Raw genomic sequence first — 26,425 nt, forward strand, 5'->3', positions numbered from 1 at the left:
CACCCGACCCCCACGTTCACGCACCCGAGTTCCACACTCGTGCACCCGAGTTCCACGTTCACGCACCCGAACCCCACGTTCACGCACCCGAGTTCCATACTCGCGACAGGCGCCCTGTCACGAATGTGGCTTTCGAGAAATCCAACGTCCCGAAAGCCACATTCGTGACACTCCCCCATGCCGTGAAAGCCACATTCACGGCACCCTCACAACGCCCCACCACACCCCCACCACCAGCACCACCAACGCAACCGGCACCCGGGCACCCCAGGGCGAGCAGCCGCCCAGACCCCCCACCCCGCCCCGGTCCACAGCCCAAAACACGGCGGGGGTTCTGTTGTCAAGGCACGCTTTCCCGCCTTGACAACAGAACCCCCGCCGTCGTCACACTGAAAAACCGGGGTGGCCCAAAAGACCACTACCCCCGAAGCCACCGACCCATGCACGACAGCAACTCGTCCGCGTCCACCGGCTTCGTCACGTAGTCACTCGCCCCCGCCGCCAGGCTGTTCTCCCGGTCCCCTTCCATCGCCTTCGCGGTGACCATGATGATCGGCAGGTCCGCGTGGTCCGGCATCTCGCGGATGGCCGCCGTGGTGGTGTAGCCGTCCATCTCCGGCATCATCACGTCCATCAGGATCAGTTCGATGTCGGGGTTCTCCAGCAGCATCTCGATCCCCCGCCTGCCGTTCGGCGCGTGCACCACGTCGACGCCCTGCACCTCCAGCATTCCCGCGATGGCGAACACGTTGCGTGCGTCGTCGTCGACGAGCAGGACCTTCCGGCCTTCCAGGCTGCGGCCTTCCGGGACCGCCGGTTCGGCCGGTGCCTCGGCGGGCTCCTCGGCCACCCGGACGGTGATGTCCGCGCGCAACTGGTCCAAAGAGGACAGTATCTCCACCGGGGTGTGCCGCAGTTGCGCTTGAAGCAGCCGATCCTGCGCGGCGCTCAGTTTGCGCGTGGCGTGCGCCAGCACCGGCGGCGCGCCCTCCGGGAGCGCGCCGAGCCGCTTGAGGAAGGTCAGCGCCGTCGCTCCGGGCAGGCTCAGGTCCAGCACCACACACGAGTACGTCCGCGATCCCAGGCAGTTCACCGCCTCGTCCGGCGTGGCCACGGTGTCCACCGCCACGTCACCCACCTCGCGGGCCACGCCCCTGGCGAGCAGCGTCAGCAGGCCGTTCTCCCCCGCCTCGACCACGAGCACCGCCCGCGTCCCGATCGAGATCGGCTCCAGCAGCCGTTCCACCACGGCACCATCCATGGTGGACAGACGGGAGACCGGCAGCCGCAGGGTGAACGTGCTCCCGTGCCCGAGCCTGCTCTCCGCCTGGATCTCGCCACCGAGCAGGTACGCCACCTCGCGGCTGATCGACAGGCCCAGCCCGGTGCCGCCGTACTTGCGGCTCGTCGTGCCGTCGGCCTGCTGGAACGCGCCGAAGATGGACTCCAGGTTCTCCTCCTCGATGCCGATCCCGGTGTCCACCACCGAGAACGCCACCTCGGAGGCGCTGGTCAGCTTCACCTTCAACCGCACCGAACCGCGCTCGGTGAACTTCACCGCGTTGGACAGCAGGTTCCTCAGCACCTGGCGCAGCCGCTGCTCGTCGGTGAACAGCCGCTCCGGCACGTCCGGCTCCACGCTCACCTCGAAGTCCAGCCCCTTGTCCGCGGTCAGCGGCCGGAACGTGGTGCCCACGTAGTCCAGCAGCTGGCTGAGCGGGAACGGCTCCTGGTGGATGTCCATCTTGCCCGCCTCGACCTTCGACAGGTCGAGGATGTCGTTGATCAGCTGCAGCAGGTCGGTGCCCGCGGACTGGATCACCTTGGCGAACTCGACCTGCTTCGCGGTCAGGTTCTGCGACGAGTTCTGCGCCAGCACGCCGGCCAGGATCAGCAGGCTCGTCAGCGGCGTGCGCAGCTCGTGCGACATGTTCGCCAGGAACTCCGACTTGTACTTCGACGCCAGCGCCAGTTGCTGCGCGCGTTCCTCGATCTCCTGCCGCGCCTGCTCGATCTCGAAGTTCTTCACCTCGATGTCGCGGTTCTGCCTGGCCAGCAGCTCGGCCTTCTCCTCCAGCTCCGCGTTCGACCGCTGCAGTTTCGCTTGCTGCGCCTGGAGTTCCTCGGACCGCGCCTGCAGTTCCCCGGCCAGCCGCTGCGATTCCTCCAGCAGCGCGTCGGTCCTGGCGTTGGCGATGATGGTGTTCACGTTGACGCCGATGGTCTCGGTGAGCTGTTCGAGGAAGTCGCGGTGCACCGCGGTGAACTTGTCGAAGGAGGCCAGTTCGATCACGCCGAGCACCTGGTCCTCGAACACGATGGGCAGCACGATCAGGTTGACCGGCGCGGCCGAGCCGAGGCTGGAGGACACCCGGACGTAGTCGGCGGGCGTGCGGTCGACCACGATCGGCTTCCTGGTCTTGGCGACCTGGCCGACCAGCGACTGGCCGAACTCGAACTCGGTGGCCAGCTGGTCGGCCTGGTTGTGCCCGTAGGTGGCGATCAGCCGCAGCCGCGGCGGGTCCTGGCCGGGGTCGGCGAAGAAGAAGGTGCCGTGCTGGGCGCTGACCAGCGGGGTCAGCTCGTTCATGATCAGCTCGGCGACCACGCGCAGGTCGCGGTGCCCCTGGATGAGCCCGGAGATGCGCGCCAGGTTGGTGTTGAGCCAATCCTGGTCCTGGTTGGCGCGGGTGGTCTCGCGCAGCGACTGCACCATCGCGTTGATGTTGTCCTTGAGCTCGGCCACCTCGCCCTTGGCCTCGACCGAGATCGACCGGGTCAGGTCCCCGGTGGCCACCGCGCTGGTCACCTCGGCGATCGCGCGCACCTGCCTCGTCAGGTTGCCCGCCAGCTCGTCCACGTTCTCGGTGAGCCGCTTCCAGGTGCCGGACACGCCTTCGACCTCGGCCTGGCCGCCGAGCCTGCCTTCCTTGCCGACCTCGCGGGCCACCCGGGTGACCTCGGCGGCGAAGGCGGAAAGCTGGTCCACCATCGTGTTGATCGTGGTCTTGAGCTCGAGGATCTCGCCGCGCGCGTCCGCGTCGATCTTCTTGGACAGGTCGCCTTGGGCCACCGCGGTGGTCACCTGCGCGATCGAGCGGACCTGGCTGGTCAGGTTGTCCGCCATCGAGTTCACGTTGTCGGTCAGGTTCTTCCAGGTGCCCGCCACGTTCGGCACCCGCGCCTGGCCGCCGAGCATGCCCTCGGTGCCCACCTCACGGGCCACTCTGGTGACCTCGTCGGCGAACGCGGAGAGCGTGTCCACCATGGTGTTGATCGTCTGCGCGAGCGCGGCGACCTCACCCTTGGCCTCCACGGTGACCTTCTTCGACAGGTCGCCCTGCGCCACCGCGCCGGTCACCTGCGCGATCGAGCGCACCTGGTCGGTGAGGTTGTCGGCCATCACGTTCACCGAGACGGTCAGCGCCTTCCAGGTCCCGGAGACGCCCTTCACGTCGGCCTGCCCGCCCAGCCGGCCCTCGGTGCCCACTTCGCGGGCCACTCTCGTCACCTCGTCCGCGAACGAGGACAGCTGCCCCACCATCGTGTTGATGGTGTCCTTGAGTTCGAGGATCTCGCCGCGCGCGTCGACCCGGATCTTCTGGGTCAGATCGCCCTTCGCGACGGCCGTGGTGACTTCGGCGATGGAGCGCACCTGGTCGGTGAGGTTGTCGGCCATCACGTTCACCGACTCGGTCAGGCCCTTCCAGGTACCCGAAACGCCCTTCACGTCGGCCTGGCCACCCAGGCGGCCGTCGGTGCCGACCTCGCGGGCCACTCTGGTGACCTCGTCGGCGAACGAGGACAACTGGTCCACCATCGTGTTGATGGTGTTCTTCAGTTCGCGGATCTCGCCGCGCGCGTCGACCGCGATCTTCTGCGTCAGGTCACCCCTGGCGACCGCGGTCGCCACCTGCGCGATGGAGCGCACCTGCGCGGTGAGGTTGCCCGCCATGAAGTTCACCGACGCGGTCAGGTCGCGCCACGTCCCGGCCACCCCCGGAACCTGCGCCTGACCGCCCAGGATCCCCTCGGTGCCCACTTCGCGGGCCACTCTGGTCACCTCGTCGGCGAACGAGGACAACTGGTCCACCATCGTGTTGATGGTGTTCTTCAGCTCCAGGATCTCCCCGCGCGCGTCCACCGAGATCTTCTGGGAGAGGTCCCCTTTCGCCACCGCCGTGGTCACCTCGGCGATGGAGCGCACCTGGTTGGTCAGGTTGCCCGCCATGAAGTTCACCGACGTCGTCAGGTCGCGCCAGGTCCCGGCCACGCCGGGAACCTGCGCCTGACCGCCCAGGATTCCCTCGCTGCCGACCTCGCGGGCCACCCTGGTCACCTCGTCGGCGAACGACGACAACTGGTCCACCATCGTGTTGATGGTGTTCTTCAACTCCAGCATCTCGCCTTTGACGTCCACGGTGATCTTCTGCGAAAGGTCGCCCTTCGCCACCGCCGTGGCGACTTCGGCGATGTCGCGCACCTGCCCGGTCAGGTTCCCGGCCATCGCGTTCACCGAATCGGTGAGCGCCTTCCAGGTGCCCGACACGCCGGGCACCGCGGCCTGCCCGCCGAGCTTGCCGTCGGTGCCCACCTCCCGCGCCACCCTGGTCACCTCGGAGGTGAACAGGGCGAGCTGGTCGACCATGCCGTTGAACACCGCGGACATCTCGTCCATCAGCAGGTCGCCGCTGCGGGGCAGGCGGGTGCTGAAGTCCCCGTCGCGGACCGCCTTCAGCCCTTCCAGCAGTTGCTGCAGGCTTTCATCGCCGAGCGTGCCCGGTCGCGCAACAGTCATGCGGCAAAGGTAGCTATTCTCTCCGCCAGTTCGCGAGCTTCCACGTGTTCGGCTCGCCGGACGGCTTCGGCCTCCAGCGGGCGCAGCCGATCGGTGAAACGCGCCGAGTTCATGCCTTCCGCGGCGGTGAGCGCGCGGGCGCCGACCGCGGCGGCCTCGTCGAAATCACCCATCAGCAGGTGGTTGATGGCCAGCATCACCAGGCAGAAGGACCGGCTGCGGGTCATGTCCGGGCCGTACCGGTCGACCACGCCGCTGAGTTCCTCGCAGCCGGGCAGCGCGTAGGCGGGGTCCACGCCCAGCGCCAGCTCGGTGTACACGGTGCCGATCATCGCGGCGAGGTCGTTCTGGTCGAAGAAGCGCGCGTACGCCGGCACCTCCTCGTCGCCGGCCCGGTAGTACGCCTCGTCGGCGCGGCCGATCAGGCGGATCGCCTCGTCGCGCTTGCCGAGCTTCGCCTGCGCCCACGCCTGGTTCGCGCAGAGCAGGCTCAGCATCACCTGAGAACCGGCGGCCGCCGCGGCGCGCTCGCCCTGGGTGAACGCGGTCAGCGCCTCCCGGGGGGCGTCATAGTGCAAATACACCCTGCCTTTGCGATACAGGATGTTCGCCGCGAGACCGTTGTCCCCGCCTTCCCTGGCGAGTTCGATCGCCCGGTCGAAACGGGCGTGCGCGGCATCGGGGAATCCGGCGTCGAATGCGGTCCAGCCGACGAGACTGGTCAGATCACCGAGTGCGGCGCACAACTTCGCCTTCACCCGTTCCGTGCTCGCCGCTTCCAGGAGCCGATAACCCCAGGAAAGCTGAGCGAGAGCGGCTTCGTGGCACCAGCCCCCGCCATAGCGGTAGTCGAGTGCACGGAAAGTGCGGGTCTCCTCCTCCACGCGCTCGACCTCGGGCATGCCGACCCGGCCGACCGGGCGGGGTTCCATTCCTGTAGCGGACATGTTTGTCTCCCTGTCACTCACCTCGTGGGTGGGCCGGGTTTCGGATGCCCCAGTGTCGCACCGCCCAACCGCTGGTCGGGCGGGTTCTAGTCGGTGATTTTTTCAGCGTGAGCCGTTGGGAGTAATAGCCGAGGTTGAGGGGCCTAATCGATGAGGCCGTTGCGCCGCGCGAACGCGACGGCTTCCAGCTTCGAATGCACGTTCAGTTTCCCGAGTATTCGCTGAATGTGGTTGCGAACGGTGTTCCTGGCCAAATTCAGTTCCGCCGCGATCTTTTCGGTGGCCGCGCCCTCGGCGATGAGCGCGAGCACCTGGCGCTCACGCGCGGTGAGCATCGGCTCGGCGCCGTCGCGCGAAGCCAGCCGGTCGAGCACCCCGGCCAGCAACCCCGGCTCGAAGGCGGAACTGCCCCCGGCGACCCGGCGCAGGGCGGCCACCAGGTCGGTGAACAGGCCGGTCTTGACCAGCAGCCCGGCCCCGCCAGCGGCGACCACGCGGGCGGCCATGTTCGTGGTGGCCTCGCCGGTGAGCACGAGCACCTGGCTGTGCGGGGACTGCTCGCGGAACCGGGGCAGCGCGTCGATCCCGTCGCCGTCGGGCAGGCGCCGGTCGAGCACCACCACGTCCGGCCGGTGCGCGCGGGTGGTCGCCAGCCCGGTCTCGACCGAATGGGCCGAGGCGACCAGGTCGATGTCGGGCACGTCGGCGAAGGCGATCTCGAGCGCTTCGGCCACCATGCTGTGGTCCTCCACCAGCACCACCCGCAGCGGCCGCGTGCCTGCCGGGTCCGGCCCCATCCGCCCACCTCCCGATCGACCCGGCTAGATATGCCACGCCGGGGTGGAAAAAGCCAGACCGCGCCCACCGCCTCGAGCAGAATGGCCGCATGTCGCTGACGATGCCGGTCAAACCCATGCTCGCCAAGCCCGCGAAGTCCATCCCGGACTCCGGCGGGCTGCTGTTCGAGCCGAAGTGGGACGGGTTCCGCTGCCTGGTCTTCCGCGACGGTCCCGAGCTGACCCTGCAGTCGCGCACCGGTAAACCGCTGAACCGGTACTTCCCCGAGGTGCTCGAAGCGCTCGCGGCCATCCTGCCCGAGCGGATCGTGCTCGACGGCGAGCTGGTGATCGGCCGCGGCGGCAAACTCGACTTCGACGCGCTGACCGAGCGCATCCACCCCGCGGCGAGCCGGGTGGAGCTGCTGTCCCGTGAGACCCCGGCCCAGTTCATCGCCTTCGACCTGCTGGAGCTGGACGGCGAGTCGCTGATGGAGGAACCGACCGAGCGCCGTCGTGCCCGGCTGGAGGCGGTGCCGGAGGTGTTCATCACCCCGGCCACCACCGATCCGGCCGTGGCACGCCACTGGTTCGAGCTGTTCGAGGGCGCCGGGCTGGACGGCGTGATCGGCAAGCCGCTGGACGCGGTCTACGAGCCGGGCAAGCGGCTCATGCTCAAGTACAAGCACAAGCGGACCGCCGACTGCGTGCTGGCCGGGCTGCGCTGGCACGTCGACGGTGAGCCGGGCGAGATGGTCGGCTCGTTCCTCCTCGGCCTCCACGACGAGAAGGGCGTGCTGCACCACGTCGGCGTGGTGGGCTCGTTCCCGGTGACGCGGCGGCGGGAACTGGCCGAGGAGCTGGCGCCGCTGATCACCGACGGCCCGCACCCGTGGCTCGGCGACGCCGTGGTCGATGGCCAGCGGCTGCCCGGCGGGGTGAACCGCTGGCGCGCCGGTGAGCAGCCGTGGGTGCCGTTGCGGCTGGAGCGCGTGGTCGAGGTCGGCTACGAGCACACCGAGGGCGGGCACCCGGCGCGGTTCCGGCACACCGCCCAGTTCGCGCGCTGGCGGCCGGACCGCGAACCGTCCTCCTGCGACTACGCCCAGCTCGAAGAACCGGCCAGGTACGACCTCGACGCGGTGTTCCGGGGCGAGGTGAAACGCGTCGAGTAGGTGCTCCGCGCGGCCGATTACGCGGCCGATTACACAGTCCTCACCCTGGGCGTGCGAAGCTCTTTTCGACGATCGTTTTCGCGTGAGGAGTCGCAGTTGACGCGCCGGGTTGTACTCGCACTCGCGGTCGCGCTGTGCACCGTTGCGGGCGCGTGCACCGCCGGGCCGTCGAACCGGCCGCCCGTGGTCGAGAACGACGGCCCGCTGCCGCCGGTCGCCCCGGTCACCGGTCCGCCCGCGACCCCGCCGCTGCCGCCGCTCGAAGAGCCGCGTGACAGCGCGGTGGAGTGGAAGGAATGCGCCACCGACGTGCAGGAGCGCCTCGGCGGGCAGCCGGTGCCGTCGAACGTGCAGTTCAGCTGCGGGCGGGTGTCCACCGCGCTGGACGCGCCCGAGCTGCCCGGGCGCGGCATCGCCAGGATCAACCTGCTCAAGGCGGGCACCGGGCCCGTGCCGCTGGTGGTGCTCAACGACATCGACGGTGAGCCGGGTTCGCTCTACGCGCTGCGGCTGGCCGAGACGCTGCCGCCCGAGCTGCTGCAGCGGTTCTCGCTGATCGGCGTGGACCGGCGCGGCAGCGGGCTGTCCGACCCGGTGCGCTGCATCCCGTCCGAAGTGCGCGGTGAGCTGATCAGCTTCGACCCGGCCGAGGAGTCGGTCGAGCCGCTGCTGGACGCCGCCCGGCAGGCGGGTCAGCAGTGCGGCATCACCCTCGAGGACGACCAGGGCGCCTTCGACAGCTGGCGGACCGCGGGCGACCTCGACGAGATCCGGTCCCAGCTGGGGCTGAACAAGCTGAACGCGCTGGCCAGGGGCGAGGGCTCGCAGGTGCTGGGCGCGTACACGGTCCGGTTCACCGACAAGGTGGGCCGGTTCGTGCTGGACGGCGCGCCTGACCCGTCGCCGGACGTGGCCTCGGTGCACGAGGCGCAGGCCGCCGGCGGCGAGGCCGCGCTCACCGCGTTCAGCGCCGACTGCGCCCAGCGCGGCTGCGCGCTCGGCGGGGACGCGAAGACCGTGGTGGCGGGGTTGCTGGACCAGCTGCGGGACGGCGGGCAGGCGACGCTCAGCCCGGGGCTGGCGATGCACGCCGTCGCGAGCGGGCTGGCGCAGCGCAAGCGGTGGCCGGAGCTGGCCGACGCGATCGCCGCGGCGCGCTCCGGGGACGGCGCGAAACTGGCCGCCTTCACCGACCCGCTGGTCGTCGACGACCGGCTCAACCCGACGCGCCTCGACGGTGGCATCGCCACCAAGTGCAACGACACCACGGTCCGGCTGTCCGCCGACCAGATCGACGCGATCAGCCGTGACCTGCGGGGCAGGCACCCGGTGTTCGGCGGGTTCGTCACCCAGCAGCTGGCGTGGTGCAGCCCGTGGCCGGTGCCGACGCAGGCGCTGCCGCCGCTGAGCAAGCCGGGCGTGCCGCCGGTGCTGCTGGTGAGCACCGCCGGGGACCCGGTGACCTCCGAGCAGGGCACCGCACGGGCCGCCGAACAACTGCCGAGCGGCGTCCGGATCGGCTGGCAGGGCGCCGGGCACGGCGCGGTGGGCGCGTCGACCTGCGTCAGCGAAAAAGTCCGGGACTTCCTGATCGACGCCAAAATCCCCAACAACGGCACCCTCTGCCCCACCTGACCCCCTCCCCGCGAGCACCCGAACCCCACACTCAGACACCCGAACCCCACACTCAGGCACCCGAGTTCCACACTCACGCGGCCGAGTTCCACGTTCAGGAAGCCGAGTTCCACGTTCGCGGGCTCGAGTCCTACATCCAGGCGGCCGAGTTCGACACTCAGGCAGCCGAACCCCGCGTTCACGAGCCCGGGTTCCACACTCAGGCACTCGAGCTCCACATTCGCGAGCTCGAGTCCCACGTTCAGGCAGCCGAGTTCCACACTCGGGCAGCTGAACTCCGCATTCGCGCTCACGAGTCCCACACTCGGGCGGGCCCGGATGTGGGATTCGGCCTCGCGAATGTCGAACTCGACTGCCCGGGTGTGGAAGTCAGCTGCCTGAAGGTGGGGCTCGGGCCCGCCAACGTGGGACTCGGCTGCTTACGGGTGATCCTCCGAGTCCGCGCACGCGGATCTACAAGCCCGCGAACGCGAGCCTCGGCTGCCGAATGGGGAGCTCGGCTGCCTGAGTGCGGGACTCAGCTTCCCGAACGTGGCACTCGGCTTCCTGAACGTGGAGTTCGGCTACCTGAGTGTTGAACTCGGCTGCCTGAGTGCAGGACTCGACTACTCGAGCGTGGAGTTCGGGCATCCGAACGTGGAACTCAGGCGTCTGAACGTGGAACTCGGCTGCCGAATGGGGAGCTCGGCTGCGGGAGCGTGGGACTCGCCTGTCTGAGCGTGGGGTTCGCCTGTCCGAACGTGGGGTTCAGCTGCCCGAATGTGGAGTTCGGGTGCCTGAGTGTGGAGTTCGGGTGCCTGAGTGTGGGACTCGCCTTCCTGAACGTGGGTTAGGGGGTGGGGAGGTGGAGGGTGGCGTGGACGGGGCGGTGGTCTGAGGCGACAGGGTCGGCGGGGATGCGGGTGGTGACCGGGGTGAGGGTGCTCAGGATGTAGTCCAGGCGCCGGTCCGGGTGGTCGGCGGGGAAGGTGAGGCCGTCGACGGAAGTGGGCGGGAGGCGCGCGAACAGCGGCTGCAGTTCCGCGGCCGACGGCTCCGCGTTCAGGTCGCCCGCGAGTACGCCCGGCCCCAGCAACCGCAGCATGTCCGCGACCTGCGTGGTCCGCACCGCCGGGTCCGGCCGGTGGTCCAGGTGCGTGACGTAGAACCGCAGCGCCCGGCCCCGCACGTCCAGTTCGGCTTCGGCGAAGCCCGGCATCGGGCCGAGCGGGGTGTCGTCCACTGTGGACAGGCGGGTGATGGCGTGGTTGACCGCGCGCCGGATCGGGAAGCGGCTCAGCACCGCGACGCCGTAGCGCCGCCGTTCGGCGCGGCCAGGCTCGGGGTCCTTGTCGTAGATGGGCGCGAAGAACACGTGCATCCCCGTGCGCCGCGCCAGGTCGGCGGCCTGGTCGGCGTACTCGCTGCGCGCCGCCCAGTGCACGTCGACCTCCTGCAGGCCGACCAGGTCCGCCTGCGAGTCGGTGATCACCCGTGCCGTGCGCGCCAGGTCGAGCCGCCCGTCCAGGCCGATGCCGGAGTGGATGTTGTAGGTGAGCACCCGCAGCGCGGCGCCCCCGGCGGCCGCGGCCGGTACCGCGGCCACCACCAGGAGGCACACCGTCAGCCACGCGACCGCCCGGCGCTTCACCGCGGCCGGTCCCGGTCCTTGCTCGGCTGCACGCGCTTCGGCTCGCCGGGCATCTTCGGGTAGTCCGGCGGGTACGGCATCTCCGCCTGCCCGGTGTCCCGCTCGTCGCGGTCGTACCACTCGAGCAGCGTCTCCAGGCCGAACGCTTCGCCGTCGATCCCGGCGTGCGCGTCCCCGTGCTCGGCCAGCCAGGACGGCACGGTCAGCACGTCGAACTCGTCCGGATCGGCCTCGGCGAGCTGGTCCCAGGTCAGCGGCGTGGACACGGTCGCCCGCGGGGTACCGCGCACCGACCACGACGAAGCCACCGTCCGGTCCCGCGCGGCCTGGTTGTAGTCGATGAACACCCGGTCGCCGCGTTCCTCCTTCCACCACGAGATGGTCGCGAGGCCGGGGATGCGGCGCTCCACCTCACGACCCAGCGCGATGACCGCGTGCCGCACGGCGATGAAGTCCCATTCGGGCCGGATCCGCACCAGTACGTGCACCCCGCGGCCGCCGGAGGTCTTCGGGTAGCCGGTCAGCCCGGCGTCGGCCAGCACCTCGCGCACGGTCCCCGCGACGCGGACGGCGTCGGCGAACCGCGCCCCCTCCGGCGGGTCGACGTCGATGCGCAACTCGTCCGGGTGGTCGACGTCGGGGCGGCGCACCGGCCACGGGTGGAAGTCGAAGGTGCCCAGGTTCGCCGCCCAGGCGAACACCGCGGGCTCGGTCGGGCAGACCTCCTCGGCGGTCCGGCCGGACGGGAAGGTGATCTTGACGCTCTGCAGCCAGTCCGGCGCGCCCTTGGGCACGCGCTTGGCGTAGAACAGCTCGCCGGTCACGCCGTCCGGGTAGCGCTTGAGCGTGGTCGGCCGCTCGCCGATCGCGCGCAGCAGCGGCTCACCGACGGCGAGGTAGTACTCCACCACCTGCCGCTTGGTGATGCCGCGCTCGGGGAAGTACACCTTGTCCGGGCTGGACACCCGTACCGTGCGGTCGCCGACCTGGTATTCGACTGGGTCACCGTGTTTGGCCACCCGACCAACCTAGCCGCGGATCGCTCTCCAGGACGGACATCTGCACCGCGTCGTGCCATTCGCCTTCCCAGAACAGGGCGTCGCGGAGCACCCCTTCCCGGACGAACCCGCATTTCTCGTACACCCGCTGCGCGCGCGGGTTGAAGTCGTAGACCTCCAGGCCGATGCGGTGCAGGCCGACCGTGTCCAGTCCGAACGCGACGATCAGCCTGGTCGCCTCGGTGCCGTACCCCTGGCCGAAGGCGTGCCCGCCCAGCGCGATCCGGAAGTCCATCGACCGGTTGTCCTCGTCGAGGTCCATCAGCACGACCTCGCCGAGGTAGACCCCGTCGGTGTTGCGGACGACCGCGTAATCCGCCCGATCGTGTGCCTCCGCCCGGCCCGCGAGGTAGCCGCGCACCTGCTCGCGGGTGAACACGGCGTGCGTGCCGGTCAGGCGCATGGTCTCCGGGTCGTGCAGCACGCCCCACACGCCGTCGAGGTGCGACTCGCCGAGCGGTCGCAGGGTCACCAGGTCCCCGGCCAGGTCCGGCTGGTCGCGGAGGGGTTCGGTGTCGATCACCGGGTCACTGGACCACATGCCGGTGCACCGGCGCACCCCGATTACCGTGGACGCCATGACCGGCCGCACCAAACTCCTCGTCGCGCTCGTGCTGTTCGCGGCGCTGGTGGTGGCCGCGCTCGTGGTCGACGTCCCGGCGCCGGCCGAGTTGCGGGCCTGGGCGACCGGGGCCGGCTGGGTCGCGCCGGTGCTGCTGCTCGGCGCGTACTCGGTGCTGACCGTGGCGCCCATCCCCCGCACCAGCTTCAACGTGGTCTCCGGCCTGCTGCTCGGCAACGTGCTCGGTATCGGCGTGGCGCTGCTCGCCACGGTGATCTCCGCCGCACTCGGGTTCGGCCTGGCCAGGCTGCTGGGCCGCGAGTGGGTCGCCGGGCACCTGGCGCGCGGCCGGGTCCGGGCGCTGGACGCGCGGCTGGCCGATGGCGGCGTGCTGGCGGTGGCGTCGCTGCGGCTGATCCCGTTCGTCCCGTTCGCCCCGATGAGCTGGGCCTGCGGCGTGCTGTCCGTCCGGTTCGGCCCCTACCTGGCGGGCACGGCGCTGGGCAGCCTGCCCGGAACGGTGCTGGTCGTGCTGGTGGGTGACGCCCTCACCGGCACCACACACCCGGCACTGTTGGCTGGCTTCGCGGGGTTCGCGCTCATCGGCGCGGCCGGGCTGTACCGCGTGATCCGGCGCACGAATCCGGAATCCATCGCACCCGACGCCGCGGTGTCGTGACAGCTCCGTCAACCGCGCCCGCTACACTCGATCGGGTGCGCTGAGCGGTTGCTCGCGCCGAACCAGCCACCATGCGGGACCGTCTTGACGAGGAGTAGTTGCCATCGACACCGGTCAGCTGATCGCAGGGCACTACCGCCTGGTCGAGCACATTGGCAGCGGCGCCATGGGGGTCGTGTGGCGGGCGATCGACGAGCGCCTGGAGCGTTCCGTCGCGGTCAAGCAGATCCTCGCCCAGCCCGGCCTGTCCGAGGCCGAGCGGATCAACAGCCGCCAGCGCGCCATGCGCGAAGCCAAGAACGCGGCCCGCTTCCAGCACCCGAACGCCATCGTGGTCTTCGACATCGCCCAGCACGACGGCGATCCCTGCCTGATCATGGAGTACCTGCCCTCGCGCAGCCTGGCCGCGGTGCTGGCGGAGAACCCGACGCTGCCGCTGCCCCAGGTGGCGCGGATCGGCGAGCAGGTGGCCGCGGCGCTGGTGGCCGCGCACCGGGCGGGCATCGTGCACCGCGACGTCAAGCCCGGCAACATCCTGATCGACGACGGCGGCACCACGAAGATCACCGACTTCGGCATCTCCCGCGCCGCCGGTGACCTCACGCTCACCCAGACCGGGCTGATCGGCGGCACGCCCGCCTACCTGGCGCCCGAGCTGGCGCGCGGCGCCGACCCGTCGCCCGGTTCGGATGTGTTCGCGCTCGGCGCCACGCTGTACCACGCGCTGGAGGGCGTCGCGCCCTACGGCAACTCCACGAACCAGCTCGCGCTGCTCTACAAGGCGGCCAACGGCAAGGTCGAGCCGCCGCGCAAGTCCGGCGCGGCCACCGCGCTGCTGATGAGCATGCTGCAGGTCGAGCCCGGTGAGCGGCCGACCATGCCGGAGACCCGCGAGCGGCTCGCCGCGCTGGCCAGGGGCGAGGGTGACTCGCAGGCCGCGACCACCGTCTCCCCCGCGCTCGGTGCCACCGGTGGCGGCCGCCAGCCGATGACCCCCGCCGGGGGCGACCCGGTGTCGCGCACCCCGTGGGCCAGGAACGACAAGACCTCGGCCGCGCCGGCCGCCGCCGCGGTGGCCGCCGCGCCGAAGCCGGTCAACCCGACCTCGTCCTTCCCGCCGCAGAGACCGGCACCGGCGGCGGCCCAGCAGCAGACGAAGGCCGTTCCGGCGGCGGCCCCGGTCCCGCCACCCGCGCTGAGTTCCGGACGCACCCCGGCCCAGCAGTCCGAGGCCAAGCGCAAGGCGCTCATGCTCAGCGCCGGCGGTGTCGCGGTGCTGGTCGTGGCGGCGGTCGTGTTCATCGTGCTGTCCAACGGCGGTGACAACGACCCCGGGACCAACGCGCAGGCCAACACGCCCACGGCCGTCAGCCAGCAGCCGCCCGCGCCCGAGTCCTCGGCACCGCCCAGCTCGGCCAAGCCGTCGCAGCAGCAGAACACCACCAGCTCCGGCAAGGTGGAGTGGGGTCCGGCGGGCCAGCAGGTGATCGCCTTCTACAACCTGCCCGGTGGGGCGGCCTCCTCCTGGGCCATGCTCACCCCGGCCGGGCAGGCCGACTACGGCAGTGCCGCCGCCTTCGAGCAGTACTGGTCGCAGTACAAGTCGGTCAGCTCCAAGGGCGCCACCGCCTACAAGCGGGAGAACAACCCGGACGGCTCGGTCGACATCAAGGTCACGGTGAGCCACAACGGCGGCTCGACCGAGAAGATCGTGCGGGTGATCGCGGTGAACGGCCAGCTCCTCCTCGACACCAACACCAAGCTCGACGGCGGCGCCCCGGCCTGATGGCCGGGTACACCTAGACGCTCAGCCGGGGAAGCAGACCCGGCGCGCGTTCTCCTCGGCGACCCCTGCCGCGCAACCGTCCACCCTGGTCCACGACCCGTGGCAAAGGTGATCGACCAGCGGAAATTCGGTGTCCATCCGTCCTCTCTCGACCGGATAGCCGACGACAAAGTTGATCGTTCACGCGAGACTGGTGCCCTGTCCAGACCACGGTGAAGGGGTATGAGGGATGGACCAGCACGACCGCGAGGCGCGGGCCGAGCAGGCGCGCGGGATCGCCGCCGACCTCGGTGAACGGGGGATCACCGCGATCGCGGTGACCTGGGTGGACACCAGCGGCGTCACCCGGGTCAAGACCGTGCCCACCGCCCGGCTGGGGCACGCGGCCGCCTGGGGCATCGGGGCGTCCCCGCTCTTCGACGTCTACCTGGTCGACGACTCCGCGGTGACCGGCCGCTTCGCCGGCGGACCGGCCGGTGACCTGCGGCTGCACCTCGATCTGGACCGCCTCACCGCGCTGGCCGCCCAGCCCGGCTGGGCCTGGGCCCCGGCCGACCGCTACCAGCAGGACGGCACGCCGCACCCGGGCGATCCGCGCCTGCTCGCCCGGCAGGCGGTGACCCGGCTGGCCGGCACCGGGCTGACCGCGCAGGTCGCCTTCGAGGTCGAATGGTGCGTCTCCCGCGGCGACGGCGACGAGTTCGTCCCGGCCAGTTCGGGGCCCGCCTACGGCATGGCCAGGCTCACCGAACTGCCCGACTACCTGCGCGGGGTGCTGGAAGCACTGAGCGCGCAGGGCATCGCCGTCGAGCAGTTGCACCCCGAGCACGCCGTCGGCCAGTTCGAGGTGTCCGTGGCGGCCACCGATCCGGTCGGCGCGGCCGATCTGCTGGTGCTGGTGCGGGAGACCATCCGCGCGGTCGGCCACCGGCACGGCCTGCGCACCACCTTCGCGCCGAAGGTGGTGGCCGGTGGGGTCGGCAACGGCGGGCACGTGCACCTGAGCCTGTGGCGCGACGGGACCAACCTGATGTCCGACGGCGACGGCTGGCACGGGCTCACCGAGCTGGCCGAGGCCTTCGGCGGCGGCATCCTCGACCGGCTGCCCGGCCTGCTCGCCATCGGCGCGCCCTCGGTCGCCAGCTACCTGCGGCTGGTGCCCTCGCGCTGGGCCGGCCCGTACCGGTGCTGGGGCTGGGAGAACCGCGAAGCCGCGCTGCGGCTGGTCTCCGGGGAGGCCGGGCACGGCCAGCGCGCGGCGAACCTCGAGGTCAAGTGCTTCGACGGGGCCGCGAACCCGTACCTGGTGGTGGCCGGGCTGCTCGCCGCGGGCACGGCCGGGATCGCCGAGCAGGCGGCGCTGCCCGAGCCGATCCAGGTCGATCCGGCCTCCCTGCCGGAGGGCACCGTGCAGCGCCTCCCGACCAGTCTCGGCGAGGCCGCCACGGCGTTCGAGGCGGACCCCGCGCTGCGCAAGGCCTTCGGTGAGGAACTGGTGGACACCGTGCTCACCGTGCGTCGTGGTGAGATCGCGTTGTTCGACGGCCTGTCGGCGGAAGAAGTCGTGGCCCGCACCCGATGGCGCTACTGACGCGATACCGTGAAGGCATGGCCGCTGCCAAGGACCGGTCGGACGACGAGCCGAACCCCCGGTTCCACGAAGACCTCGTCGGACTGGACCCGGCGGACCCGGAAGCCCAGGAGTTCGCCCGCCACCTCGACCGGATCGAGCGCTGCGGGCCCGCTTTCACCGTGGAGGCCTCGCTCGACGGCGTGGCCGACTTCGCCGACTCCAGCCACCGCGCCGGCGGTTTGCGCTGGTGGACCGCGGTCGCGGTGGTGAGCTTGATCCTGATCGGCGTGATCGTCGCCTCCTGGGACATCGTGCTGCGCACGCTGGCCTGGCTCGCCGAGTAACGTGGACGACGTGAAAGGTATGAAGCCCGTCGTCGGCGCCACTCCCCGCGTGGTGAAGTCCGAGCAGGAGTGGCGGGAGCAGCTCGGCCCGGAGGAGTACGCGGTGCTCCGCGAGGCCGGTACCGAACGCCCGTTCACCGGCGAGTACACCGACACCCAGAGCACCGGCGTCTACGAGTGCCGCGCCTGCGGTGCCGAGCTGTTCCGCAGCGACACCAAGTTCGAAAGCCACTGCGGCTGGCCGTCGTTCTACGACCCCGCCGACTCCGACGCGGTCCTGCTCCGCGAGGACCGCACCATGGGCATGGTCCGCATCGAGGTGCTGTGCGGGTCGTGCCACAGCCACCTCGGGCACGTGTTCGAGGGCGAGGGCTACGACACGCCGACCGACCAGAGGTACTGCATCAACTCGATCTCGCTGAAACTGGTGCCCAAGCCGTAACCCGTTCCGGGGACAGGCCCCTCACCCGCCCGATACCGTGGTGATCACGCTTCGGGTGGGGAGGGGAGCGCCGATGGGTGACCCGTGGGGACTGTCCGGTCCCGCTTTCCTCGGCATCTACGCCGGGTGCCTGCTGGTGCCCATCGCCGTGCTGGTGGCCGGGCTGATCCGGAGCCACTCGCCCGGCGGCAAGGCGTGGCGAGGGCCGCTCGACCTCCACCAGGCCGCCTTCCTGCGCGGAGGTCCGCGCCGCGCCGGTGAGGTGGTGCTGGCCGGGCTGCTCGAACGCGGGCTGCTGCGGGCCGACTCCTCCGGCACCCTGCACCACACCGGCGGTTCGGGGACGAACCAGCTGGAACGGCACATGATCGCGAGCGTCACCGGCGCGGCCGGGCGGTCCGCCAGGGCGCTGGTCAACAACGTCTGCGACTCCGGGGCCATGCGTGCCCTCCGGGACGACCTGATCGCCAAGGGCCTGCTGGTCGACGAGAAGCGCCGGCGCAAGGTGTGCGTCACCGCGCTCGCGCTGTTCTGCGCGGTGCTGGCATTCGGCCTGGCCCGGTTCGCCGTCGGGGTGGCGGGCGACTTCCCGGTCGGGTACCTGACGCTCATGCTCGGAGCGGCCATCGGCGGCGTCATCACCACGTCGATACTGATGACGCGTGGCGAGCACCAGGCCACGAAGCAAGGCGCGCGAGCACGACCCGTGGGATTCCCCGGCGCGGCGGGACTCGTGGCCCAGTACGGTCTTTCCGCGTACCCGGACCGCGAGATCCGCACCGCCCTGCTGTTCGGCATGTCCCCGCCCCCGCGATCCCGGCGGCGGAATTCGTCGTACGGCGGTTACGCCGGTGGTGCCGCGGTGGGTGGTTGCTCCTCGGCGGGCGGCAGCGGATGCTCGTCCTCCTCGGGTGGCAGCAGTTGCGGAGGCGGCGGCGGGGGCGGCTGCGGTGGTGGTGGCGGAGGAGGTTGAGATGGACGAAACCTGGGGCCTGACCGGATCCGGTTTTCTCGGGCTGTACCTGGCGTTGCTGGTGGCGCCCGGCCTGCTGGGCGTACTGGTCACGCTCGGCTTCCGGCAGGTGCGCCGGTTCCGCTCCGCAGCGGACGATTCGCCGTTGCCGAGCGACTACCACGTGGCCTACCTCGCGCGCGGGCCGCTGCGCGCGGTCGAAACGGCCATCGCGGCGCTGGTCGACCGCGGCAGCCTGCGTGCCGAATCCGCGGGACGCCTGTCGTCGATCGGCGGCGAACCGGAGGACGACCTCGAGCGGGTCATCTTCGAGACCGGCTACCTCGGCACCACCGCGAACGACGCGGCGGTCGCCGCGCTGAAGTCGCCGGAGCTCACGGAAATCCGCCGCGATCTCGAACTGCGGCGCCTGATCGAGCCGGAACTGCCCACGCACGTGATCTGGCTGGGCGTGACCGTGTTCTACGGTCTGGTCACCCTCTTCGGCCTGGTGCGGTGGTTCGCGGTGGTCACCACGAGCACGCCGATCGGCTTCCTCAGCTTCCTGATCTTCGTCGCGGCCGGGGCCACCGCCGCCGCGCTGGCCCCCGCCCGGCGGCGGCCGAGGCTGCGCCGGACCGCGCTGGGCAAGCAGGTGCTGCGCGCGTCCCGGCAGACGCTGACCGGGGCCACGCGCGAGGTCGCGCTGAACGGTGGCCTGGCCGCCTATCCCGATCCGGAGATCTCCCCGGCGCTGGAGTTGAAGTTCAACCGCTCGCGCCGGCGTCACCCGGGGACCAGCAGCGCCGGCGTGATCGCCGGAACGCTGCTCGCCGGTGCCCTCATCAACGGAGCGCCGGGCGAGGCCGGGGACGGCGGTGGCTGCGGTTCGGGCTGCGGCGGTGGGTGTGGCGGGGGCGGCGGAGGCGGCGGCTGAAGCCGGTGAAATTACGGCCCTGCGCCCGGGGTGCGGTGGCTTAGTCTCCGGTCAGGTTCGATCCTTGGGAGGCCGAATGTCAGAGGAACCCTGGGGCATCTCGGGTCCGGTGTTCATCGGGCTGTACATATGCCTGCTGGTCGCGCCCCTGGTGGTCGCGGTGCTGGGCCGGATCGCGCTCAGCGCCGCCGGGAGCCGCGGGGCGGGCCCGTACCGGCCGGGGAACGTCTACGAGGTGGCTTATCTGGCCGGCGGAGCCGACCGGGTAACCGAGACCGCGGTGGCGTCGCTGCTCGAACGCGGCACGTTCCGCGCGGACAGCACCGGTCAGGTCCACGGCGCCGGTGCCGCGCCCGATGATGCGGTGGAACGGGCCGTGCACCACATCGTGCAGCGCCGGGGCAGTGTGAAGATGCCCGATCTGCGCAAGGAGATGCGCTCGGCGGAGATCGTGCGCGGGATGGAACAGCACCTGGCGCGTGCCGGGCTGATCCGGCCCGTGCGGGGCCGGGCCCGGCTGCGCCGCTTGGTCCACCTGCTCTACCTGGCCGTGCTGGTGCTCGGGGTGGCCCGCCTGGTGAACGGCATCTCGCTGGACCGGCCGGTCGGTGTGCTGATCTTCCTGGTGATCCTGGCCGCGGTGGCGACCTTGATCGCGACCGCGGTGGCTCGCTCGGTGCCGCGCGGCCTGCCGACGGCACAGGGTTCGGTGCAACTGGTCAGCGCCCGGAACTGGCAGTCGCGACAGCAGGCCGAGTCGGCCGGTGACGCGCCCCAACGCGGTTCGTCGGCGTTGCCGGTGCTCGCCGGTGCCGCGGGCGCGGTCGCGCTGGGCGGCATGATGATGTACCCGGACGAAGAGATGCGGACCGCGCTCGCGGCCCCGAGTTCGGGCGGCTCGTCCGGCGGTGACGGTGGCGGCGGTTCCTCCTGCGGTGGCGGGGGCGGCTGCGGTGGGTGCGGGGGTTGTGGTGGCTGAGCTGCCCCGGTTCGGGGTCGGCATCGGCTGGCGGCCCGAACTGGACCTCTCGGTACCGCGCCTGCCCGGCGTCGACTGGGTCGAGGTGGTCGCGGAGAACCTGCGGCCCGACGCACTGCCCGCGTCGCTGACCGCGCTGCGCGATCGCGGTATGCCGGTGCTTCCGCACGCGGTGTCGCTTTCCCTGGGTGGTGCCGAGGAACTGGACACCACGCGCGTCGAGCACCTGGCCGAGCTGGCCGACGCGCTCGGCGCGCCGGTGGCGAGCGACCACGTGTGCTTCGTGCGCGCGGGCGGGCTGGACGCCGGGCACCTCATCCCGCTCCCCCGCACCCGCGAGGCACTGGACGTGCTGGTGGACAACGTGAAGCTGGCGCAGTCGATCCTCGGCGTGCCGTTCGCGCTGGAGAACATCGCCGCGTTGCTGGAGTGGCCCGATCCCGAGCTGAGCGAGGCGCGGTTCCTGACCGAGCTCACCGAGCGCACCGGCTGCCTGCTGATCGTGGACGTGGCCAACCTGTACGCCAACGCGCGGAACCTCGGCAGCGATCCGGTGTCCTTTTTGGACGAGATTCCGCTGGAGCGGCTGGCCTACGTGCACGTGGCCGGCGGCGAGGAGCACCACGGCGTCTACCACGACACGCACGCGCACGCGGTGCCGCCGCAGGTGCTCGACCTGCTCGGCGAGCTGCGCTCCCGCGTGGACCCGCCGGGTGTGCTGCTGGAACGGGACGACGCCTACCCCACCGACGCCGAACTGGCCGCCGAACTGGCGGCGATCCGGGCGGTGGTCGAGGCGTGAGCCGGAAGGATCTGGCCGCGCGGCAGGCGGAACTGATGCGGGCCCTGCTCGCCGGGGGCACGCCACCGGCCGGGTTCGACCCGGGCCGGATCGGCGTCGAAGTCCGGGCGCTGCGGTCGAAGCGCCGCCGGGTCGTCGCTTACCTCCGGCCCGAGTTGCCGCAGGAACTGGGCGATCGGTTCGTGCCGTTGTTCGACGAGTACGCGGCCGGGCACCCGCGCGCGGAGGGCGTGCGGATGCGGCAGGACGCGGAGGACTTCGCCGCCTGGCTCGTCGCCAGGGGCGAGCTGAAGCGGCCCCGGCGCCGGTGGTGGTCACCAGGACGGGCGATCGGTTCCCGGTAGCCGGGTCCCTTCCGTCCACTGTGGAGCAGCACCGGGCACCGGCACGTAGGTGAGTTCGCCGTACGGGCTGGGCAGCTTCGCCAGCAGGTCGTCGGCCTCGTAGCCGGTGGTGGTGTCCTCCCGGCGGCCCAGCGACTCCAGCCACTCGGCGGTGTGCGCCAGCGCCACCTGACCGCGCCAGCCACCGCCGTCGGCGGCCGCGCGGCGCAGCGCGGTCATCACCGTCGCGGCGGCCAGCCAGCCGGTGGCGTGGTCGAGCGCCTGCGCGGGCAGCGGCCGGGGCTGATCGAGCCCGGCGTGCGCGGCGATGCCACTGGCCATCTGCACCAGGCTGTCGAAGCCGCGCCGGGTGCGCCAGGGTCCGTGCGGGCCGTAGGCGGAGAGGTCGAGAATGATCAGCCCGGGGAATTCGTCGGCCAGCTCCTCGGGTGAGAAACCCCAGCGGGCCAGTCCTCCCGGCCGGAACGACTGGACGAACACGTCGGCCTTGGCCAGCAGCTTGCGCAGGCGGGCCCGTCCGGCGTCCTGGGTGAGATCGGTGAAGGCGGACCGCTTGCCCAGTCCGGTGTCGATCCACAGCGGATCGAGCCGGGGCAGGTGCGCCGCGCCGATGTGGAGCACGTCGGCACCGTGGGCGGCGAGCACCCGGCCGGCCACCGGACCGGCGATGACGTGGGTCAGTTCGAGCACGCGCACCCCGCCGAGCGGCCGCTGCGACTCGAAGAGCCGCTTGGGCGGGGCGTCGCCGGTCTGGCGCAGGTCGACCAGCGGCTGCCCGGCGACCGCCTCGCCCTGCGGGTGGCTGAGCCAGTCCTCACGGGTGCGCATCAACGCGGCGGCGCCCCCGGCGGCGATCACCGCCTCCTGCACCTCGCGAGCCCGGCGCTTGGCGACGGCCTCGGTGACGGCTTCGCGGGTGGCGGCGGTGCCGAGCCCCCAGCAGACGGCGGAGACGTGACGGGGGTGGTTGCAGTGGAGGCGGACCCAGCCGTCGGTGGCGAGGTAGTCGCCGGACAGCGGTGCCCAGAGCTCGCCCGGCACCCGGCCGTCGACGCGCAGGTGGCGCTCACTGTGGAAGGCCGCCGCCGCGTGCCGCATGTCCACTTCCACCGGCGGGGCTTCGATCCCCCGGAAGCGGAGCAATTCGGCAGCGGCGTGCGTGGCGACCCCGATGCTCGCCGCCGCGGCCGCCGCCACCCGGAACGGCCCGGGCAACACGGACTCCTGCCCGGTCACCCCGATCGCCCCGGACGGCAGGGTTTCCCCGGTGACCTGCCGCCACACCGCGGCGATCTCTGCTTCGATCACTGTCCCTCAGTCGGTCTCGGGCCGTTGCTGCTCACGCAACAGCTCGATGATCTGGTCGAGCTGCCCCGACTGCCCGTCGAGCCGGGCGTCCATACCGCCGAGCTGGGCGTCCATGCCACCGAGTCGGGCGTCCATACCGCCGAGCTGGGCGTCCATGCCACCGAGTCGGGCGTCCATGCCACCGAGTCGGGCGTCCATACCGCCGAGCTGGGCGTCGATCCGGTCGAACCGGGTTTCGTGCGTCGCGAGGATTTCTGTGTGCGCCTGTAGCGTGGCCTGCACATCACGTAGCTGGCTGCCGTGGTCGCCCTGCGTCTTCAGCATTGACGACACCTTCGTGTCGATGACATCGACACGCTTGTTCGTCTCGGTCGCGAGGTTGTACAGCGCCTCGATGTCCTGGTCGTGCTGTCTCTGCTTGCGGTTGAATTCGGGAAAAGACATGCGAGCACCCTACCCGTTCCTCGATCGAGTGGCCTAGGCCACCCTGACTACGGCAGGTTGAGGACCAGTTCGGCGGGCGGCACGCGGGTGCCGGTGTAGAAGGGGATCTCCTCCCGCACGTGCAGCCGGGCTTCGGTGCCGCGCAGGTGACGCATCAGGTCGACGATCCGGTGCAGTTCGTCCGCTTCGAAGGCGAGGATCCATTCGTAGTCGCCCAGTGCGAACGACGCGACGGTGTTCGCGCGCACGTCCGGGTAATCCCGCGCCTCCTTGCCGTGGTCGGCGAGCATCTTGCGGCGCTCCTCGTCCGGCAGCAGGTACCACTCGTACGACCGCACGAACGGGTACACGCAGATGTACTTCCGCGGGTCCTCCCCGGCCAGGAACGCCGGGATGTGGCTCCGGTTGAACTCCGCGGGCCGGTGCAGCGCGACCTGGCTCCACACCGGCACCGAAGCCCGGCCCAGCGGGGTCCGCCGGAACCCGGTGTAGGCCGCCTGGACCTGCTCGATCTCCTCGGCGTGCCACCAGATCATGAAGTCGGCGTCGGCGCGCAGGCCGGCGACGTCGTACACCCCGCGCACCACCACGCCCTTGCTCTCGAGACCGTCGAGGAACTCGGTGGTCTCGCGCGCGGCGGGGCCGCGGTCCTCGGGCAGCCGGCCCGGTTCGGCCCGGAACACCGACCATGCGGTGTAGCGAATGGTGTCGTTGAGCTCGTTGTAGTTCAGCCGCGCCATGCGTCCATCTTCGCAAACTCCGCGAGCCTGGTGGCGGCGGCGTCCGCGGTGGCCACGCAGGCGGGGATGCCGACGCCGTGCAGCGTGGCGCCCGCCACGTCCAGGCCGGGCACCTCGGCCACGGCCCGGCCGATCGCTTCGACCACTTCGGTGTGCCCGGCGCCGTACTGCGGCAGGCCACCGCCCCAGCGTGTGACCACGGTGTCGACCGGCTCGGCCCGCACCCCGGTCAGTTCGGCGAGGTCGTCGAGCACCAGCCGCACGAGTTCGTCGTCGTCGGCGTGCAGCGCGCCCGGCTCACCGAACCGGCCGACCGAGCCGCGCAGCAGCACCGGCGCCGCCTCGCCGGTGTGGTGCGCCCACTTCCGGGCCGAGAAGGTGAACGCCTTGACCGCGAACGGCCTGCCGTCGTCACGCTGTTCCGACGCCCCGACCAGCACCCCGGAGGCGTCCGGCAGTTCGGTGCCCGGCGGCAGCGCCAGCCCGATCACCGCCATCGAGGCCAGTTCCACCCGCGCGAAGGCCGCCGACGCCGCCGGAGCGACCTCGGCCAGCAACCGCCGGGCCGCGGGGGCGGGCACGGCGAGCAGCACCGCGTCGAAGTCCACAGTGGACTCCTCGGGTGCGTGGGCGGCCGCGGCGGCACCGACGACCAGGCGCCAGCCGCCGTCCCGGCGGTGCAGCTCGCGAACGGTGGTCCCGGTGCGGATCTCGGCGCCGGAAGCCACGGCAAGCCGCTCGACCAGGGCACCGAGCCCGCCGCGGAGCGTGCCGAACACCGGAGCGCTGCTCGGGGAAGCGGGCACCAGCGACGCGGCCGCCTCGGTCAGCGAAGTGGCACCGCGGTCGAGCGCACCGGCCAGCCCGGGCATGGTGGCCCGCAGGCCGAGCCCGTCCGCTCCCCCGGCGTAGACCCCGCCGAGCAGCGGGTCGACCAGGCGATCCACCAGCTCGTCGCCGAACCGCGAGCGCAGCAACCCGCCGAGCGGCACATCCGTCGACGGCAGGTCGACCGGCGGCAGCGCGGCCTCGGCGGCGACCAGAGCGAGCCCGTCCGGGGACAGCACCCCGGCCACCGCGTCGGCACTGGCGGGCACCCCCATGACCGTGCCGGGTGGCAGCTGACGGGCCTGCGCACCGGCCCGCACGGTCGCCCGCGCGCCGGTCGGGTGCACCAGCTCTTCGTCCAGGCCCAGCTCCCGTACCAGGGCGATGGCCTCCGGACGGCGAGCGAGGAAGGCTTCGGCACCGAGGTCGAACGGCCGTCCCGCCAGCGTGCCGGTGCGCAGCTTGCCGCCGGTCGTGCCGGTCGACTCGAAGACGGTCAGCTCGGCGTCCGTGCCCAGCAGGCGGCGCAGCCGGTAGGCAGCGACCAGGCCGGAGACACCGCCCCCGACCACCGCGATCCTGGTGACCACGGGCTACAGCGAGTGCACGAGTTCGACGACCCGGGTGATCACCTCGGGGTCGGTGTCCGGCAGCACCCCGTGGCCGAGGTTGAAGATGTGCCCGGCGGCGGCGCGGCCCTCCTCGGCGATCCGGCGGACCTCCGCTTCGAGCACCGGCCACGACCCGAACAGCAGCGCCGGGTCCAGGTTGCCCTGCACCACCGGCGCGGACCCGGGCTTCGTGGCGGTCAGCCTGCGGACGGCCTCGTCCAGCGGCACGCGCCAGTCGACCCCGACCACGTCGGGTCCGGCGTCACGCATGTCGGAGAGCAGTTCGCCGGTGCCGACACCGAAGTGGATGCGCGGAACACCCGCGTCCGCCACCCCGGCGAACACCTTGGCCGAGTGCGGCAGCACGAACTCGCGGTAGTCACGCGCCGAGAGCGCGCCCGCCCAGGAGTCGAACAGCTGGATCGCGTCGACCCCGGCGGCGATCTGCACGCGCAGGAAGCCGAGCGCGATGTCGGCGAGCTTGCCGGCCAGCGCGTGCCACAGCTCCGGCTCGGAGTGCATCAGCGCCTTGGTGCGCTCGTGGTTGCGGCTCGGCCCGCCCTCGATCAGGTAGGAGGCGAGCGTGAACGGCGCACCGGCGAAGCCGATCAGCGGCGTGTCCCCGAGCCGCTGGACCAGCAGGCGGACGCCCTCGGCCACCGGGACCACCTGCTCGGGGTCCAGTGCGGGCAGCGCGGCCACCGCGGCGGCGTCGCGCACCGGGGAGGCGACCACCGGGCCGGTGCCCGCGACGATGTCGATGTCCACCCCGGCCGCCTTGAGCGGCACCACGATGTCGCTGAAGAGGATCGCCGCGTCCACCCCGTGCCGGCGCACCGGCTGCAGGGTGATCTCGGCGAGCATCTCGGGGTCGAAGCAGGCGTCGAGCATCGCGGTGCCCGCGCGCAGTTCGCGGTACTCGGGCAGGGAACGCCCGGCCTGGCGCATGAACCACACCGGCAGACGGCTGGGGCGCTCACCCCGCGCGGCCAGCAGGAACGGGGCATCGGGCAGCGCGCGGCGCGAGGTGGCGTTCGTGGGCGCTGAGGTAGGAGAAGACATCGGATACATCGTG

23 protein-coding genes are annotated in these 26,425 nt (G+C 71.5%); 12 read left to right on the top strand and 11 right to left on the bottom strand.

The annotated features are described in order from the left end of the window. Positions 1–418: 418 nt before the first annotated feature. The 3 genes from L3Q67_RS40445 to L3Q67_RS40455 form a co-directional block, all read right to left on the bottom strand. Complete coding sequence (locus L3Q67_RS40445) at positions 419–4,798, bottom strand: HAMP domain-containing hybrid sensor histidine kinase/response regulator (RefSeq protein ID WP_499186692.1); 4,380 nt, start codon at positions 4,796–4,798, stop codon at positions 419–421. After that, a complete protein-coding gene (locus L3Q67_RS40450; protein WP_499186693.1) occupies positions 4,795–5,745 on the bottom strand; it encodes an NsdA family TPR-like regulatory protein in 951 nt (316 codons plus the stop codon). The genes L3Q67_RS40445 and L3Q67_RS40450 overlap by 4 nt, the downstream gene beginning before the upstream one ends. Before the next feature lie 143 nt (positions 5,746–5,888). Beyond that, positions 5,889–6,542: a response regulator transcription factor gene (locus L3Q67_RS40455; protein WP_209665777.1), complete on the bottom strand. Its 654-nt coding sequence runs from the start codon at positions 6,540–6,542 to the stop codon at positions 5,889–5,891. 89 nt (positions 6,543–6,631) lie between these two features. On the opposite strand from L3Q67_RS40455, the gene L3Q67_RS40460 reads away from it, so the two are divergent. Next, entirely contained in the window at positions 6,632–7,696 is a 1,065-nt protein-coding gene (locus L3Q67_RS40460; protein ID WP_209665776.1) for an ATP-dependent DNA ligase, read from the top strand. A 96-nt stretch (positions 7,697–7,792) separates the two neighbouring features. Continuing rightward, positions 7,793–9,331 carry an alpha/beta hydrolase gene (locus L3Q67_RS40465; RefSeq protein WP_499186694.1) on the top strand — a complete coding sequence of 513 codons (1,539 nt, stop codon included), beginning with the start codon at positions 7,793–7,795 and terminating at the stop codon, positions 9,329–9,331. Between the two features lie 829 nt (positions 9,332–10,160). Here L3Q67_RS40465 and L3Q67_RS40470 read toward each other — a convergent pair. From L3Q67_RS40470 to L3Q67_RS40480, 3 genes are read right to left on the bottom strand one after another with little or no spacing between them, the layout of a single operon-like run. Further along, positions 10,161–10,961 carry an endonuclease/exonuclease/phosphatase family protein gene (locus tag L3Q67_RS40470; RefSeq protein ID WP_499186695.1) on the bottom strand — a complete coding sequence of 267 codons (801 nt, stop codon included), beginning with the start codon at positions 10,959–10,961 and terminating at the stop codon, positions 10,161–10,163. Continuing rightward, positions 10,958–11,980, bottom strand: coding sequence for a DNA polymerase domain-containing protein (gene ligD, locus L3Q67_RS40475; RefSeq protein ID WP_499186696.1), 1,023 nt, complete (start codon positions 11,978–11,980; stop codon positions 10,958–10,960). Before ligD ends, L3Q67_RS40470 begins: the two co-directional genes overlap by 4 nt. Continuing rightward, on the bottom strand, positions 11,964–12,599 hold the full coding sequence (locus L3Q67_RS40480) for a GNAT family N-acetyltransferase (RefSeq protein WP_499186697.1): 636 nt from the start codon (positions 12,597–12,599) through the stop codon (positions 11,964–11,966). The genes ligD and L3Q67_RS40480 overlap by 17 nt, the downstream gene beginning before the upstream one ends. Here L3Q67_RS40480 and L3Q67_RS40485 point away from each other — a divergent pair. The 10 genes from L3Q67_RS40485 (at position 12,598) to L3Q67_RS40530 (ending at position 21,419) form a co-directional block, all read left to right on the top strand. After that, on the top strand, positions 12,598–13,260 hold the full coding sequence (locus tag L3Q67_RS40485; RefSeq protein ID WP_499186698.1) for a TVP38/TMEM64 family protein: 663 nt from the start codon (positions 12,598–12,600) through the stop codon (positions 13,258–13,260). The two genes, L3Q67_RS40480 and L3Q67_RS40485, sit on opposite strands and share 2 nt — an antisense overlap. 166 nt (positions 13,261–13,426) lie before the next feature. Further along, positions 13,427–15,046, top strand: a complete 1,620-nt coding sequence (locus L3Q67_RS40490; protein WP_499186699.1) for a serine/threonine-protein kinase — start codon at positions 13,427–13,429, stop codon at positions 15,044–15,046. Between the two features lie 229 nt (positions 15,047–15,275). Next, positions 15,276–16,637 carry a type I glutamate--ammonia ligase gene (locus tag L3Q67_RS40495; RefSeq protein ID WP_499186700.1) on the top strand — a complete coding sequence of 454 codons (1,362 nt, stop codon included), beginning with the start codon at positions 15,276–15,278 and terminating at the stop codon, positions 16,635–16,637. 17 nt (positions 16,638–16,654) lie between these two features. Beyond that, positions 16,655–16,963, top strand: a complete 309-nt coding sequence (locus tag L3Q67_RS40500; RefSeq protein WP_499186701.1) for a hypothetical protein — start codon at positions 16,655–16,657, stop codon at positions 16,961–16,963. A 19-nt stretch (positions 16,964–16,982) separates the two neighbouring features. Further along, the gene (msrB, locus tag L3Q67_RS40505; RefSeq protein ID WP_499191757.1) at positions 16,983–17,405 is read left to right on the top strand and encodes a peptide-methionine (R)-S-oxide reductase; all 423 of its coding nucleotides are present in this window, start codon (positions 16,983–16,985) and stop codon (positions 17,403–17,405) included. A 73-nt stretch (positions 17,406–17,478) separates the two neighbouring features. After that, positions 17,479–18,378: a TIGR04222 domain-containing membrane protein gene (locus L3Q67_RS40510; protein ID WP_499186702.1), complete on the top strand. Its 900-nt coding sequence runs from the start codon at positions 17,479–17,481 to the stop codon at positions 18,376–18,378. Between the two features lies 1 nt (position 18,379). After that, the gene (locus L3Q67_RS40515) at positions 18,380–19,294 is read left to right on the top strand and encodes a DUF2207 domain-containing protein (protein WP_499186703.1); all 915 of its coding nucleotides are present in this window, start codon (positions 18,380–18,382) and stop codon (positions 19,292–19,294) included. Positions 19,295–19,370: 76 nt separating this feature from the next. Then, the gene (locus L3Q67_RS40520; RefSeq protein WP_499186704.1) at positions 19,371–20,273 is read left to right on the top strand and encodes a TIGR04222 domain-containing membrane protein; all 903 of its coding nucleotides are present in this window, start codon (positions 19,371–19,373) and stop codon (positions 20,271–20,273) included. Then, positions 20,266–21,075 carry an MbnB/TglH/ChrH family RiPP precursor modification enzyme gene (locus L3Q67_RS40525; protein ID WP_499186705.1) on the top strand — a complete coding sequence of 270 codons (810 nt, stop codon included), beginning with the start codon at positions 20,266–20,268 and terminating at the stop codon, positions 21,073–21,075. The genes L3Q67_RS40520 and L3Q67_RS40525 overlap by 8 nt, the downstream gene beginning before the upstream one ends. After that, the gene (locus L3Q67_RS40530; protein ID WP_499186706.1) at positions 21,072–21,419 is read left to right on the top strand and encodes an SCO6045 C-terminal-like domain-containing protein; all 348 of its coding nucleotides are present in this window, start codon (positions 21,072–21,074) and stop codon (positions 21,417–21,419) included. Before L3Q67_RS40525 ends, L3Q67_RS40530 begins: the two co-directional genes overlap by 4 nt. Here L3Q67_RS40530 and L3Q67_RS40535 read toward each other — a convergent pair. The 5 genes from L3Q67_RS40535 to hemE are packed head-to-tail and all read right to left on the bottom strand — an operon-like array spanning position 21,390 to position 26,412. Further along, complete coding sequence (locus L3Q67_RS40535) at positions 21,390–22,724, bottom strand: CoA-transferase family III protein (RefSeq protein WP_499191758.1); 1,335 nt, start codon at positions 22,722–22,724, stop codon at positions 21,390–21,392. The genes L3Q67_RS40530 and L3Q67_RS40535 overlap by 30 nt on opposite strands. A gap of 9 nt (positions 22,725–22,733) precedes the next feature. Next, complete coding sequence (locus L3Q67_RS40540) at positions 22,734–23,171, bottom strand: hypothetical protein (RefSeq protein ID WP_499186707.1); 438 nt, start codon at positions 23,169–23,171, stop codon at positions 22,734–22,736. Between the two features lie 47 nt (positions 23,172–23,218). Next, entirely contained in the window at positions 23,219–23,911 is a 693-nt protein-coding gene (hemQ, locus tag L3Q67_RS40545) for a chlorite dismutase family protein (RefSeq protein WP_499186708.1), read from the bottom strand. Next, the gene (gene hemG, locus L3Q67_RS40550) at positions 23,899–25,329 is read right to left on the bottom strand and encodes a protoporphyrinogen oxidase (RefSeq protein ID WP_499186709.1); all 1,431 of its coding nucleotides are present in this window, start codon (positions 25,327–25,329) and stop codon (positions 23,899–23,901) included. Before hemG ends, hemQ begins: the two co-directional genes overlap by 13 nt. A gap of 3 nt (positions 25,330–25,332) precedes the next feature. After that, positions 25,333–26,412, bottom strand: a complete 1,080-nt coding sequence (hemE, locus tag L3Q67_RS40555; protein ID WP_499186710.1) for a uroporphyrinogen decarboxylase — start codon at positions 26,410–26,412, stop codon at positions 25,333–25,335. Positions 26,413–26,425 lie beyond the last annotated feature (13 nt).

The organism is Saccharothrix sp. AJ9571 (assembly GCF_021725495.1).
Classification (GTDB): Bacteria; Actinomycetota; Actinomycetes; order Mycobacteriales; family Pseudonocardiaceae; genus Amycolatopsis; species Amycolatopsis magusensis.